A 13162-nucleotide genomic window follows, 5' to 3' on the forward strand; every position below is an offset into this window, starting at 1 on the left:
CGGGAACCCATGATAGGCTTCGGATGGCGTAGTTGACCACAAATTGGCTTGCAACGGGCGAGCCGCGACGGCCATTTTCAGGCATCCGTTCGTCGAAACGCGCATTGCGTCGATTCGTGTTATCTGCGAACGTTTTTGGCAATGGGCAAGGACTCGACCATGACTGCGACGGGGCTTACCGGCCGCTCTGTATTCCTCGTCGAAGACGAGGTGATGATCAGGATGATGGTCGCGGACATGCTCGAAGAGCTTGGCTACAAGATCGCAGCCGAGGCTGGCGACATCACCGAAGCCATGCGGCTCGCCCAGGCAACCGAGTTCGACATCGCTATTCTCGACGTCAACGTCAACGGCAAGGTCATCTCGCCGGTCGCCGATGTCATCAAGGCGAAGGGCTGCCCGTTCATCTTCGCCACCGGATACGGTTCCTCCGGCCTGCCCGAGCAGTACCGCGATCGGCCGGCGCTTCAGAAGCCGTTTCAGCTCGATGCCCTCGGCAAGACCATCGAAGCCGCGCTTCGCGGCGGCTAGGCTACTTCAGCGTCGCACTCAACGCCTCGGAAAACGCCTCGTTGGTCCGGTCGAGCCTGAGCGGCGTGACGGAGACGTAGCGTTCGCGGAGCGCCGCGAGATCGGTGCCATCGGCCGGCGTATCCATCATCGCGGTGCGCTCGAAGCCGATCCAGAAATAGGGATTTCCACGGCCGTCCCTGCGCTCGTCGATCTTGAGGAATCCGAGATTGCGCTTGCCCTGCCGGGTCACGCGGATGCCCAGCACATCCTCCGGCGCGCAGGCCGGGAAGTTGACGTTGATGACGGTGTCCTTTGGGATCCCGGCGGCGATCACCTTGCGCAGGATGCCGGCCCCGAATTTACGCGCGGTGTCCCACAGCGGCCGGTCGCGGGTCTCGACGCTGAATTCCTGCGACAGCGCGAACGACGGCAGCCCCAGGATGGTGCCTTCCAGCGCGCCGGCGATGGTGCCGGAATAGACCACGTCCTCGGCGACGTTGCGGCCCTTGTTGACGCCGGACAGCACGACATCGGGCAGCTTGGCGCCGAGGATGTGGCGCGCGCCCATGATGACGCAGTCGGTCGGCGTGCCGCGCACCGCGAAATGCCGCGGACCGACCTCGCGCAGGCGCAGCGGATCGTTCAGCGACAGCGAATGCGACACGCCGGACTGGTCGAGCTCAGGCGCGACCACCCAGACGTCATCGGACAATGCGCGCGCGATCTCCTCCAGGACCTTGAGGCCGGGGGCGTGGATGCCGTCGTCATTGGTGCAGAGAATGCGCATGGGAAAGGTCGATTCCTGAAGCGGGTCTGAGCCGTCTTATCCGGCCGGGCCCGATCAGGCAAACCGGCCGACCGGGAGCGGCCCCCCGTTGCCGGCTTGGCTGGCTACCGGCGAACGCGCCATTGCGGCAGAAAGCGCGCCAACCGGCCCTCCGCATGCAATTTCATTGCCGGCACGACCGGGCTCACGATTGGAGCCGCGATGACGCCGAGCGCCTCCAGCTGTGCGACGAACGGGTCCGCCACCGGCGCCTGCGGAAAGCGCTCGCGTGCCAGCGTCAGTGCCTGGTCGAAATCCACGGCATTCACACCGGGCTTGGCCCGCCGGCTCTGGACCAGATCGTCGTCCCAGAGCCGCGTGATCTCGATGTCGAGCACGCCACGCAGCCGCTGATCGACAGCCTGGATGCCAGCACCCGTCACCGCCCATTGTCTGCCGACCCAGAAGATGTCGCGGTGCAAGGCCATGAACGATGGGTTCGCGTTGTCGGGTGGCCGGCAGGATAACCGGCCGCCCGATCTTCGCAACCAAACGTTTCTCCGTTTCAGATTGGCGGCACGCCTAGTCGCGTGCGACCACCTTCAGCCCGCCCATATAGGGCTGGAGCACGCTGGGGACCGCAATCGAGCCGTCCTCCTGCTGATAGGTCTCCATCACGGCGATCAGCGCGCGGCCGAGCGCGGTGCCGGAGCCGTTGAGCGTGTGCACGAACCGCGGCTTGCCATCGGGGCCGCGCGAGCGCGCGTCCATCCGGCGGGCCTGGAAATCGCCACACACGGAGCAGCTCGAGATCTCGCGGAATGCCCCGCCGTCGCCCTGGCCCGGCATCCAGACCTCGATGTCATAGGTTTTTTGCGACGAGAAGCCCATATCCCCGGTGCACAGCGTCATCACGCGGTAATGCAGGTCGAGCCGTCGCAGCACTTCCTCGGCACAGGCGAGCATGCGCTCGTGCTCGTCCTTGCTCGTCTCCGGCGTCGTGATCGAGACCAGTTCGACCTTGGTGAACTGGTGCTGCCGGATCATGCCTCGGGTGTCGCGCCCAGCGGCGCCCGCCTCCGCGCGAAAACACGGCGTCAGCGCGGTCAGCCGCATCGGCAGCTGCTTTTCGTCGAGGATGGATTCGCGGACGAGATTGGTGAGCGCCACCTCCGCGGTCGGAATGATCCCGAGACGCTCGGTCCGGAGCCGCTCATGGTCGGGCGCGGCGAGCAATTCGCCCTTGATCGCCCAGAACTGGTCGTCCTCGAACTTCGGCAATTGTCCGGTGCCAAACATGATCTCGTTGCGCACGAGCAGCGGCGGATTGATCTCGGTATAGCCGTGCTCGTCGACGTGTAGATTCAGCATGAACTGGCCGAGAGCGCGTTCGAGCCGCGCCAGCCCCTTCTTCAGCACGACAAAGCGCGCGCCGGAGAGCTTTGCCGCCGTCTCGAAGTCCATGTCACCGAGCGCGGCGCCAAGATCGTCATGGGGTTTTGGCGCGAACGCGTAGTCGCGCCTCTTGCCGAAGACATGGCGCTGCACATTACCGTGCTCGTCCACACCATCGGGCACCTCGGCGAGCGGCAGATTGGGGATCGCCGCCAGCTCCTTGGCTAGCTCGTCGTCGGCAGCCTTCGCGGTTGCCTCGAGCTCCGGCATCGTGGTCTTGAGCTCGGCGACCTCCGCCATCAGCTTTGCCGCGCGCGCCTCGTCCTTGGCCTTCTTGGCATCGCCGATTTCCTTGGAGGCCGCATTGCGCCGCGCCTGCGCCTGCTCGGAAGCCAGGATCGCCGCCCGCCGGGTCTCGTCGATCGCAAGCAGCGACGCCGACAACGGCTTCAGGCCGCGTCGTGCGAGGCCGGCGTCGAAGGCTTGCGGGTTGTCGCGGATCGATTTGATGTCGTGCATGGCCGTGGTCCTGGGGCTTGTTGCAACCCTGCAAATCCGGGATTTGCATTCATGCAAATGGCTGCTTCCCCTAGCACGGCTGTCATTGCCCGCGAAAGCGGGCGATCCAGTATTCCAGAGACATCACTGATTCCCCGATAGGCCGCGGCGTACTGTCCCCACTCCAGTGCGCAATTGCGCACAAGGCGGGGAATGACAGCGGAGGGTTTGCCCCTACTCCGCCGGATTAGCCGGCGTCGATACGTCGGTGCCGCTAGAGGGTTGCGAAGCTGCCGCCTTCTTCTCCACGATCCCCACCGCGATGATCGAGCCCTCGTAGAGCAAGAGCAAGGGGATCGCGAGCGAGCACTGGCTGAGAACGTCGGGCGGGGTCAGAACGGCCGCGATGACGAAGGCGATGACGATGAAATAGCGGCGCTTCTCGCGCAGCATTTTTGACGTGACGATGCCGATACGGCCGAGCAGCGTCAGGATCACCGGAAGCTGGAAGGCGATGCCGAAGGCGAAGATCAGCGACATCATCAGCGACAGATATTCGCCGACCTTGGGCAGCAGCTGAATCTGCGCGGTCTCGTCACTGCCGGCCTGCTGCATGCCGAGCGAGAAGCGGACCAGCATCGGCAGCACAACGAAATAGACCAGTGCTGCGCCCAGCACGAAGAAGAACGGGGTCGCGACCAGATACGGCAAAAAGGCCTGTTTCTCGTGCTTGTAGAGGCCCGGAGCGACGAACTTGTAGATCTGCGTCGCGACGATCGGGAACGAGATGAAGCCGGCGCCGAACAGCGCGAGCTTGAGCTGGGTGATGAAATATTCCAGCAGCGCCGTGTAGATGAATTTCGAATTCTCGGGACCAGCCACCCACACGAACGGCCAGACCAGCACGTTGTAGATCTGCTTGGCGAAGAAGAAGCAGAAGATGAACGCAATGCCGAAGCCGAGCAGCGCTTTGATCAGCCGCGAACGCAGCTCGATCAAATGGTCCATCAGGGGAGCTTTGCTGGCCTCGATATCGGCGGCGCTCATGACGCTTTGGCGTCCTTGATGGCGTCGGCCGGCGCAGTATCCTGGGTGACCGAACCTTGCGCGACCGAACCCTGAGTGATCTGCGCCTGCTCGACCTCACGGGTGATGGCGAGCGGCTCGTTCACGGCCGCATGTGCCTCGGCTTCCACGAAGGTCTCGGGCGTCGGCGCTTCCGGTGTGGTGGGCGTCGCCGGCAAGTCGCTTGAAGTCGCCGGCGGCTCGAGATCGGTGGTGGTCGAAGTCTCGGCCGGCTTGTCCAGCGCATCGACGCGGAGCGCGTCGCTGACGTCCTTCTGGAGCGAGGTCATCAGATTGTTGCCGGCAAAGCCGGAAGCCGCTTCCTTGACCTCGTCGAAACTCTTCTTGAGGTCGGCCATCTCGGCTTCGCGCATTGCTTCCTGGAACTGGCCCTGGAATTCGGCGGCCATCTTGCGCGCCTTGCCCATCCACTGTCCGACCATGCGCAGCACGCCCGGCAGCTCTTTCGGGCCGATGGCGATCAGGGCCACGACCCCGATCAGGACCAGTTCACTCCACCCGATGTCGAACATGAGGTCTTCCGTTCACGCCAGCCGCAGCCGGCCCAATCCCTCGCGCGCAGGATCGGGTCCGCTACCCGCGTCTCGCGTGCTCTCTGGCTCAGACGGCCTTGCTGCCGACGTCGGACCGTGCCGCGGTTGGCGCGGCATTGTTGTGCTCGATGGACTTGGCCGGCTCGGGCTTGTCGGCGACCTTGTCGTCGTCCTGCATGCCCTTCTTGAACGCCTTGATGCCCTGCGCCACGTCGCCCATCAGATCCGAAATCTTGCCGCGACCGAACAGCAGCAGGACCACTGCGATCACCAGGACCCAGTGCCAAATGCTGAGTGAACCCATCCTGCAACCCTCCAAACGCGCATGGCCGGGGACCGGCCGATCTTCACCGAAACCTAGGCTTGGCAGGTGTCAAAAACAAGGACCAAGGCAGCGCCAATTCGCTGTTGGCGCTACGTAATTTTGCTAGTGTTAACTGGTCGCAGGCGGCCCGTAAAAGGCCGGGACGTCAGTCTTCGCTGCCGCCCTCGCCGCCCTCATTGCCGCCTTCCGGCGGCGTCTCGGGCTCGACAGCAGGTGCCAACGCGAGATCAAGGTCCTCGCCCGGTTCCAACGGATCCTCGTCCTCACGCAAAGTCGGGTCATCCGACGGCGTCGGCACGCTGAATCCGGTCGGCAGGCGCGAATCCAGGAGCCCCGTGCCCTTCAGCTCCTCCAGACCCGGCAGATCGCCGAGCTGTTCCAGAGTGAACTGCGACAGGAAGTCCTCGGTGGTTCCGAAGGTCAAGGGACGGCCCGGCGTCTTGCGACGGCCACGCGGCTTGATCCAGCCGGTTTCCAGCAGCACGTCCAGGGTGCCCTTCGAGGTGATGACGCCGCGGATCTCCTCGATCTCAGCGCGCGTCACCGGCTGGTGATAGGCGATGATCGCCAGCACCTCGATCGCGGCGCGCGACAGGCGGCGGGTCTCGGTGCTCTCGCGGGTCATCAGCCAGGCGAGATCGCCCGCGGTGCGGAAGGTCCATTTGTTGGCGACCCGCACGAGATTCACGCCGCGCAGGGAGTAGTCGGCCTGCAACTGCTCGAGCGCGGCCTTCACGTCCACGCCCTCGGGCATGCGCTTGGCCAGCGTCGCGGTATCCAGCGGTTCATTCGAAGCGAACAGCAGCGCTTCCAGCAGCCGCAATTCTTCGGGACGTGCCTGGGACTCGTTCTCCATCGGCTCGGCCTCTTCTACCCGCACTTCAGCCAGGCTTGCCATGGCAGATTCTCCTTGTTGCACTTAAGCGACCGGCGCATCGGGCGCAGGAGCTGCGTCCATGACCGGCTTGGGGCGCCCCTTCCGGAAATAGATGGGCGCAAACGCCTCTTTCTGATTCAGCTCGAGCTGACCTTCGCGCACCAGCTCGAGCGCAGCCGCGAAACTCGAGGCGAGCACCGTCGCGCGCTGCGTCGGATCGGCGACATGCTGAAGCAGAAAATCGTCGAGAACGCCCCAATCGTCTTGCTCGCTGATGCTGCCGACCAGCCGCTCCAGCGTGGCGCGCGCCTCGGCGAGCGACCACACCGTGCGCTTGGCCAGATGCACGCTAGCCAGCACGCGCGACTGGCGTTGCGCGGCATAAGCGGTGAGCAGGTCATAGAGCGTTGCGGTGTATTTCGGATGCTTGATCTCGGCGATCTGCTCGGGCTCGCCGCGCGGAAAGATGTCGCGCAGCAATTGCTGCCGATTCATCAGCCGGTTGGCGGCTTCACGAATGGCCTCCAGCCGGCGCAGGCGGTTGGCGAGCGCCGTCGCCATCTGCTCGGCGCTGGGGCCTTCCGCACTCGGCGGCTCCGGCAGCAGCAGGCGCGATTTCAGGAAGGCGAGCCAGGCCGCCATCACGAGATAGTCGGCGGCAAGCTCCAGGCGGATCTTTCGCGCGGCTTCGATGAAGTGGAGATACTGGTCGGCGAGCGCCAGGATCGAGATCTTGGCCAGATCGACCTTCTGCTGCCGCGCCAGTGCGAGCAGCAGGTCGAGCGGACCTTCATAGCCCTCGACGTCCACCACCAAAGCCGGCTCACCCTCGGCGAGCTCTGCGGGCCGCCCGGTTTCAAACGATAGGATTTCTGCGGTCATGCCGATGCCGTGTTTGCCCGTGCAATCAATGCGTCCAGTTCGGCGCGTGCGGCCGCGCGATCGAACGGCTGCGGTCCCTTGCGCGCCGCGAGCGCGGCCTTCGCCCGCTCCAGCGCCCTGCCCGCCAGTTCGGGTGTCTGGCCGGCGACCTCACGCATCTCTTCGATCTTGCCGTTGCAATGCAGAGCCATGTCGCAACCGGCCGCGAAGATGGCGCGGGTCCGCTCGGCGATATTGCCCGACAGCGCATTCATCGACACGTCATCACTCATTAACAAACCCTGGAACCCGATTGTGCCGCGAATCACCTCAGCGATCATTGTCGCAGATGTCGTCGCCGGATGGGCGGGGTCGACCGCGCTAAACACAACATGTGCAGTCATGGCCATCGGCAAATCCGCCAATGGCTTGAACGCCGCGAAGTCGGTGCGATCGAGCTCGTCTCGCGATGTGTCGACCGTCGGCAGCTTGAAATGAGTATCGGCCGTCGCTCGGCCATGGCCGGGGATGTGCTTGAGGACCGGCAGCACGCCACCCTCTTCCAGGCCTTCGGTGACCGCGCGAGCGATCGCGGCGACCTTTCCCGGTTCGGTGCCGTAAGCCCTGTTCCCGATGACGGCGTCGGCGCCAGCCACCGGCACGTCAGCCAATGGCAAGCAATCCACGGTAATGCCGAGATCTGCGAGATCGGCCGCGATCAGCCGCGCGCTGAGGCGCGCTGTGGTCAGCCCGAGCGCCGAATCAATATCGTAGAGGCCTGCGAAAATTGCGCCCGGCGGATAGGCCGGCCAATGCGGCGGCCCCAGGCGCTGCACCCGTCCGCCTTCCTGGTCGATCAGGACAGGGGCATCAGGAAAGCCTGCGACCGCCCGTAATTCCTCAACGAGTGCAGCAACTTGAGCGGGGGTCTCGACGTTGCGCTTGAAGAGAATGAAACCCCATGGACGTTCGCTGCGGACAAACTCCCGCTCGGCGGCGGTTAGTTCCGTTCCGGAAACGCCGGTAATGAAGGCCCGCGTGCTCATACGGCCGATTAACCCTGACCCGCGAGAGGGTCAAGGAAACGGCCGTTAATTCCTCTGGACGAAGCAGGCAGACAGGCCAGCAGATTTCAAACTGTTGCAGGCCTGGTTCGCGTCTTCGACCGAGCCGTAGGGTCCAGCGAAGGCGCGATAGACGATTCCCTTGCCCTTGTCGGTCAGGTCGACCCGCTTGACCACCGGTGCGCGGGAGCCAAGCACGCTGCCGTACTTGCTCTGAAGCACCCGATAGGAGGCGTGGGCGCTATCCTCGGTCTGCTGCGAGGAAACCTGCACGACGAAGCCGCCGCCACCGCTGCTCGGGGGCGCAATTTGCGTCGGATTGGTCGCAGCCATCCGCTGCGGCGGCTCCGCAGCCGGCGCCGATTGCGGCGACAGCGAGAGCGGCTGATTGGCGCTGGCATTGGCCGAGGTCGGCGGCGTGCGCGGTGCAGCCGGTGCCGCAACGGGCTTCGGGAGAGCTGCCGGCTTCGCGGCCGTGGCGGCTTGCGACGCCGTGGCATCGGTCTGATCGCCCTTCACGGCCACAGTCCTGATCGCGCGTGGCGAATTGTTCGGCAGCGTGCCGTTGCTCGGGATCGGCCCCGCACTCGACGCCGGGATGCTGGACGGCGACACGCTCGCGACCGGCGGCGGGTTCGCGTTCTGGTTCAGCGGAGGGAATACCACGCGGGGACCTCCCGCCTTGGCGTTGACGTCGACAGGCGCCTCCTCGCGCGGCACGATCTTCTCGGTGCCATCACCGGTGACCATGCGGTCCGGCACCTTGGCCGATGAGTCCGACGGCGCCGGCACGATTTTGGTCGGCGTGTTGTCGGCCTTGATGATCGGCGGCTCGCCGCTGCGGGGCGAGCCCACATAGGTCTTGTAGGCGAACGCAGCGCCGGTCCCGACCACGGCAAGCGCCAGGATCGCCGCGACTGTCATCATGCCGCCGCGCTGCTTCTTCGGCTCGTCGAGGTCGGCCTCGGGGTAGTCGCTCTGGAATGCGTAAGGATCGTCGGGATAGGCGGGATCGCGCTGATAGTCCTGCTCGCCCGCCTCCAGCCGTCCGTAGAGCGCATCGTCATAGCGCGCCGGATCGGGCTGCTGATAGGCCTGCTCCTGGTAAGCCTGGTCGTGCTGCTGGTAGGCCTGATCCTGATAGGCAGGAGCTTGATAGACAGGAGCTTGATAGACAGGAGCTTGATAGACAGGAGCTTGATAGGCCTGATCCGGATAGGCCTGCGGCTGACGAAAATCAGGTTCGGGCTCGGGCGCAGTCGGCTGGGCTGAATAACGATGCAGTGGATGAACCGGGTTTACGGAAGCGGGATAGGCAGGCTCAGCTGGCGCCGTCTGCGGCTGCACATTGGCGCGCCGCATCCATGAGGGCGGTCCGGGCGGTGGCGCCTGCTCGGCATAATCCTGCTGGCCATCGTCCTGGCGGTAGTCGTCGTCCTGATAGCTCTGGGCGGGCGCAGGCGGTGCAGGCGGCTGCGCACCCGGCCGCCCTTGCGCCGCAAATGGATCGGTCTGCCCGATCAGGCGGGCAAGTTCGGCCAAGGGATCGCCGCCCCCATGCTGATCGCCACCGCGACCATAGTCATCGGAAGGAAACGGTCTGTCCTGATATCGTTCGGCCATCGTGATGATGCGTCCCTTCGGGAAAGCCGCGCGCCCCTCGACCAAGGCACGGCTTTCGACCCACAAGGCTTTCAACCAAGTCTAAGCGATCCGGCTTCTGCCGGTTACCCCCGAAATCTCTTAAGTAGTTCGCCCCAAACTACCGCATCTCGTCCGGAGCATGGACGCCGAGGATGGCGAGGCCCGATGCCAGGACAGAGACGACGCCCTGGACCATGGCCAGCCGCGCCTTCGTTAGATCTGCATCATTATTGATAATGAAGCGTAAATAGGGCAAATCGCGCCCCTTCGTCCAAAGTGCGTGAAATTCACTCGCTAAGTCATAGAGATAGAAAGCAATTCGGTGCGGCTCGTGGGCGCTTGCCGCCGCTTCCAGCATGCGCGGAAAAATTGCGAGCCGCTTAAGAAGGTCGAGTTCAGCCGGGTCCGACAGCCGTTCCACGGCCGACTCACCGAGCCAGGCGATGCGCTTTTCGGTTTCCTCCGGGAGTTCCGGGAACACCTCGGCCCGGGCGTTGCGGAAGATCGAATGGCCGCGGGCGTGGCCGTACTGGACATAGAACACCGGGTTGTCGCGCGACTGTTCCATGACCTTGGCGAGGTCGAAGTCGAGCACCGCGTCGTTCTTGCGGTAGAGCATCATGAAGCGGACAGCGTCCTGGCCGACTTCATCCACAACCTCACGCAAGGTGACGAAGTCCCCGCTCCGCTTGGACATTTTCACCGGCTCGCCGTTGCGCAGCAATTTCACGAGCTGGACGATCTTGACGTCGAGCGCCCCCTTGCCGGAGGTCGTCGCCTTCACCGCCGCCTGCATGCGCTTGATGTAGCCGCCATGGTCGGCGCCCCAGACGTCGATCATCTCCGCGAAACCACGGTCGAACTTGTTCTTGTGGTAGGCGATGTCGGCGGCGAAGTAGGTGTAGGAATTATCCGACTTGATCAGCGGGCGATCGACGTCGTCGCCATAGGCGGTCGCCTTGAACAGCAACTGCTCGCGATCTTCCCAATCCTCGGCCGGGGCGCCCTTTGGCGGCGGCAGACGGCCCTGGTAGATGTCGCCCTTGGCGCGCAGGAAATCGATGGTCTCGGCGACCTTGTTGTTGCCGGCGTCCTGCAGCGAGCGTTCGGAGAAGAACACATCGTGACGGATGTTGAGCGCGGCGAGATCGTCCTTGATCTCGTCCATCATCATCGCGATGGCCTTGGCTCGCACCGTCGGCAGCCACGCGCCCTCGCTCATTGCGAGGAGCTTGTCGCCGTGCTCCTGCGCCAGCACCTGCCCGACCGGCTTCAAATAGTCGCCGGGATAAAGGCCTTCCGGGATCGCGCCGATGTCTTCGCCGAGCGCCTCGCGATATCTGAGGAACGCGGAGCGGGCGAGCACGTCGACCTGCGCGCCGGCGTCGTTGATGTAATATTCGCGCGTGACGTCACGGCCCGCGAACTCGAGCAGGCTCGCCAGCGCGTCGCCGAACACGGCGCCGCGGCAATGGCCGACATGCATCGGTCCGGTCGGGTTGGCGGAGACATATTCGACGTTGATCTTGGAGCCGCCGCGGACGCGGCCGTAATCGGCGCCCTCGCGCAGCACGGTCCGTAGCGCCTCGGCCCATGCGGCCGGCATCAGCGTCAGGTTGATGAAGCCGGGACCGGCGACGTCGACCTTGGCGATCAGCGCATCCGCGCGCAGCCGTTCGGCGATCTGCTCGGCGAGATCGCGCGGCTTTGCCCTTGCCTCTTTCGCAAGCACCATGGCGGCGTTGGTCGCCATGTCGCCATGGGAGGCATCGCGCGGCGGCTCGACCACCACGCGCGAGAAATCGATGCCCTCGGGCCAGCTGGCTTCCGCCGCGAGCGCGCGGCAGACCGCGTGCACGCGTGCGAGCACGTCGGCGAACAGGTGCAGTGCTGAGGATGTGTCGGGCATGGGCGCCGCCTAACGCAAATCCGGGGTCGAGTCAAAGAGCCGCTGGTGCTCGGTCAGGGCGAAACGGTCGGTCATTCCGGCAATGAAATTGCCGATCCGGCGAGCCCGGTCGCCCTCATTGTCCGCCTCCGCCCCGACCAGCCATTCCGGCGGCAGCTCGCCGGGCGATTTGAGGTATTTCGCGAATAGGTCGAACAGGATCTGTTCGGCCTCGCCCATCACCCGCATGACCCGCTTGTGGCGGTACATGTGCTGATAGAGAAAGCGCTTGATGGCGGCTTCCTGCTCGGCGACCGCGGCGGGGAACGCGATCAATGCCCGGCTCTGCTGGCGGACGTCCTGGGCGGATTGCGGTTTCACGGCGGCGAGGCTCTTCTGCGCCTCGGCGAACACGGCACCGATCAGGTGCGAGATCAGCTCGCGCACCAGCTCGGCGCCGCGCCTGACGTCTTCCAGATCGGGGTAATGCGCCGACGTCTCGGCGATGATCTCCGCGGTCAGGGGCATCACCTTGAGGTCGTCGAGGTGAAACAGGCCGGCGCGCAGACCGTCGTCGATGTCGTGGGCATCATAGGCGATGTCGTCGGCGATCGCGGCGACCTGTGCCTCCAGCGAGGCGAAACTCCACAGTTGGAGATCGTACGTCTTGATGTAGTCGGCGATGCCGACGGGAATGCCGTGCTCGCGATAACGCCCGACCGGCGCACCGCTGCGATCGGTCAGCGGACCGTTGTGCTTGACGATGCCCTCCAGCGACTCCCAGGTCAGGTTGAGTCCGTCGAATTCGGGATAGCGGTGTTCCAGCGCCGCAACGACGCGGAGCGTCTGGGCGTTGTGGTCGAAGCCGCCAAAATCCTTCAGGCAGGCGTCCAGCGCCCGCTCGCCGGCGTGCCCGAACGGGGGATGACCGAGGTCGTGGGCGAGCGCGAGGGTTTCCGTGAGGTCCTCGTCCAGCCCGAGTTGCCGCGCCAGCGCCCGGGCGATCTGCGCCACCTCCAGCGAATGGGTCAGCCGGGTGCGGTAGTGGTCGCCTTCGTGGAACACGAACACCTGGGTCTTGTACTTCAGCCGGCGGAACGCGGTGGAATGGATCACCCGGTCGCAATCCCGCCGGAACGGGCTGCGGGTCCGGCTCGGCGGTTCCGCGACCAGCCGGCCGCGACTGCGCTCGGGATCACAGGCATAGGGCGCGTGGGGGGCAGCCATTCCGACGGACACGGCGAATTTAGTCCCTATCCATTTGATTCTGCGTATGGTGGCACTTAACTATGCCGGACGCGGGATACCAACTGAATTGGGCAAGCGACCTTCAGGTGCCCTTGGTGTGACTGCGGGGCTATCGGAGACGAACGATGACGACTGACGTGACCATCAGTGACAAGGCCGCTCGCCGGATTGGGGAGATCCTCAAGGGCGAAGGGTCTGGCGCGATGCTGCGGATCTCGGTCGAGGGCGGCGGCTGCTCCGGCTTCCAGTACAAGTTCGACATTGACCGTGCCCGCACCGACGACGATCTCGTGATCGAGCAGGACAATGCGGTGGTGCTGGTCGATTCCGCCTCGCAGCCGTTCCTGGCGGGGTCGCAGGTCGATTTCGTCGACGATCTGATCGGCGCCTCGTTCCGCGTCAACAATCCCAATGCCACGGCGTCCTGCGGCTGCGGGACCAGCTTCTCGATCTGACGTTGCCGG

14 protein-coding genes are annotated in these 13162 nt (G+C 64.8%); 2 read left to right on the top strand and 12 right to left on the bottom strand.

Features of this window, described 5'->3' with window-relative positions; all coding sequences use genetic code 11:
- Nucleotides 1–159 precede the first annotated feature (159 nt).
- Nucleotides 160–531: a response regulator gene (locus tag GWG67_RS20965; RefSeq protein WP_007590670.1), complete on the top strand. Its 372-nt coding sequence runs from the start codon at nt 160–162 to the stop codon at nt 529–531.
- A gap of 1 nt (nt 532) precedes the next feature.
- Here the strand turns inward: GWG67_RS20965 and surE are convergent, their stop codons facing one another.
- The 12 genes from surE to GWG67_RS21025 form a co-directional block, all read right to left on the bottom strand.
- Nucleotides 533–1300 carry a 5'/3'-nucleotidase SurE gene (gene surE, locus GWG67_RS20970; protein WP_275171201.1) on the bottom strand — a complete coding sequence of 256 codons (768 nt, stop codon included), beginning with the start codon at nt 1298–1300 and terminating at the stop codon, nt 533–535.
- A gap of 104 nt (nt 1301–1404) precedes the next feature.
- Complete coding sequence (locus GWG67_RS20975; RefSeq protein WP_275171202.1) at nt 1405–1767, bottom strand: hypothetical protein; 363 nt, start codon at nt 1765–1767, stop codon at nt 1405–1407.
- A gap of 94 nt (nt 1768–1861) precedes the next feature.
- A complete protein-coding gene (gene serS / locus GWG67_RS20980) occupies nt 1862–3193 on the bottom strand; it encodes a serine--tRNA ligase (protein WP_275171203.1) in 1332 nt (443 codons plus the stop codon).
- Between the two features lie 213 nt (nt 3194–3406).
- Nucleotides 3407–4219, bottom strand: a complete 813-nt coding sequence (tatC, locus tag GWG67_RS20985) for a twin-arginine translocase subunit TatC (RefSeq protein ID WP_275171204.1) — start codon at nt 4217–4219, stop codon at nt 3407–3409.
- The gene (gene tatB / locus GWG67_RS20990; protein ID WP_275171205.1) at nt 4216–4770 is read right to left on the bottom strand and encodes a Sec-independent protein translocase protein TatB; all 555 of its coding nucleotides are present in this window, start codon (nt 4768–4770) and stop codon (nt 4216–4218) included. The genes tatC and tatB overlap by 4 nt, the downstream gene beginning before the upstream one ends.
- An 88-nt stretch (nt 4771–4858) precedes the next feature.
- Nucleotides 4859–5095: a twin-arginine translocase TatA/TatE family subunit gene (locus GWG67_RS20995; RefSeq protein WP_007610722.1), complete on the bottom strand. Its 237-nt coding sequence runs from the start codon at nt 5093–5095 to the stop codon at nt 4859–4861.
- Between the two features lie 166 nt (nt 5096–5261).
- Nucleotides 5262–6014 carry an SMC-Scp complex subunit ScpB gene (gene scpB, locus GWG67_RS21000; RefSeq protein WP_275171206.1) on the bottom strand — a complete coding sequence of 251 codons (753 nt, stop codon included), beginning with the start codon at nt 6012–6014 and terminating at the stop codon, nt 5262–5264.
- A 21-nt stretch (nt 6015–6035) separates the two neighbouring features.
- On the bottom strand, nt 6036–6875 hold the full coding sequence (locus GWG67_RS21005; protein WP_007590654.1) for a ScpA family protein: 840 nt from the start codon (nt 6873–6875) through the stop codon (nt 6036–6038).
- Nucleotides 6872–7900 carry a beta-N-acetylhexosaminidase gene (gene nagZ / locus GWG67_RS21010; RefSeq protein WP_275171207.1) on the bottom strand — a complete coding sequence of 343 codons (1029 nt, stop codon included), beginning with the start codon at nt 7898–7900 and terminating at the stop codon, nt 6872–6874. The genes GWG67_RS21005 and nagZ overlap by 4 nt, the downstream gene beginning before the upstream one ends.
- Before the next feature lie 45 nt (nt 7901–7945).
- On the bottom strand, nt 7946–9541 hold the full coding sequence (locus tag GWG67_RS21015) for an SPOR domain-containing protein (protein ID WP_275171208.1): 1596 nt from the start codon (nt 9539–9541) through the stop codon (nt 7946–7948).
- Between the two features lie 139 nt (nt 9542–9680).
- A complete protein-coding gene (gene argS / locus GWG67_RS21020) occupies nt 9681–11471 on the bottom strand; it encodes an arginine--tRNA ligase (protein ID WP_275171209.1) in 1791 nt (596 codons plus the stop codon).
- Between the two features lie 9 nt (nt 11472–11480).
- Entirely contained in the window at nt 11481–12689 is a 1209-nt protein-coding gene (locus tag GWG67_RS21025; protein WP_275171210.1) for a deoxyguanosinetriphosphate triphosphohydrolase, read from the bottom strand.
- 134 nt (nt 12690–12823) lie between these two features.
- On the opposite strand from GWG67_RS21025, the gene erpA reads away from it, so the two are divergent.
- Entirely contained in the window at nt 12824–13153 is a 330-nt protein-coding gene (gene erpA, locus GWG67_RS21030; protein WP_007610737.1) for an iron-sulfur cluster insertion protein ErpA, read from the top strand.
- The last annotated feature ends 9 nt before the right edge of the window (nt 13154–13162 follow it).

It is taken from the genome of Bradyrhizobium sp. CSS354, assembly GCF_029051725.1.
Taxonomy (GTDB): domain Bacteria; phylum Pseudomonadota; class Alphaproteobacteria; order Rhizobiales; family Xanthobacteraceae; genus Bradyrhizobium.

Coding starts and splice junctions, on each gene's coding strand:
- nagZ (WP_275171207.1), bottom strand. CDS start 7,900: ATGAGCACGCGGGCCTTCATTACCGGCGTTTCCGGAACGGAACTAACC.
- GWG67_RS20965 (WP_007590670.1), top strand. CDS start 160: ATGACTGCGACGGGGCTTACCGGCCGCTCTGTATTCCTCGTCGAAGAC.
- GWG67_RS20995 (WP_007610722.1), bottom strand. CDS start 5,095: ATGGGTTCACTCAGCATTTGGCACTGGGTCCTGGTGATCGCAGTGGTC.
- tatB (WP_275171205.1), bottom strand. CDS start 4,770: ATGTTCGACATCGGGTGGAGTGAACTGGTCCTGATCGGGGTCGTGGCC.
- argS (WP_275171209.1), bottom strand. CDS start 11,471: ATGCCCGACACATCCTCAGCACTGCACCTGTTCGCCGACGTGCTCGCA.
- GWG67_RS21015 (WP_275171208.1), bottom strand. CDS start 9,541: ATGGCCGAACGATATCAGGACAGACCGTTTCCTTCCGATGACTATGGT.
- GWG67_RS21005 (WP_007590654.1), bottom strand. CDS start 6,875: ATGACCGCAGAAATCCTATCGTTTGAAACCGGGCGGCCCGCAGAGCTC.
- surE (WP_275171201.1), bottom strand. CDS start 1,300: ATGCGCATTCTCTGCACCAATGACGACGGCATCCACGCCCCCGGCCTC.
- erpA (WP_007610737.1), top strand. CDS start 12,824: ATGACGACTGACGTGACCATCAGTGACAAGGCCGCTCGCCGGATTGGG.
- tatC (WP_275171204.1), bottom strand. CDS start 4,219: ATGAGCGCCGCCGATATCGAGGCCAGCAAAGCTCCCCTGATGGACCAT.
- serS (WP_275171203.1), bottom strand. CDS start 3,193: ATGCACGACATCAAATCGATCCGCGACAACCCGCAAGCCTTCGACGCC.
- scpB (WP_275171206.1), bottom strand. CDS start 6,014: ATGGCAAGCCTGGCTGAAGTGCGGGTAGAAGAGGCCGAGCCGATGGAG.
- GWG67_RS20975 (WP_275171202.1), bottom strand. CDS start 1,767: ATGGCCTTGCACCGCGACATCTTCTGGGTCGGCAGACAATGGGCGGTG.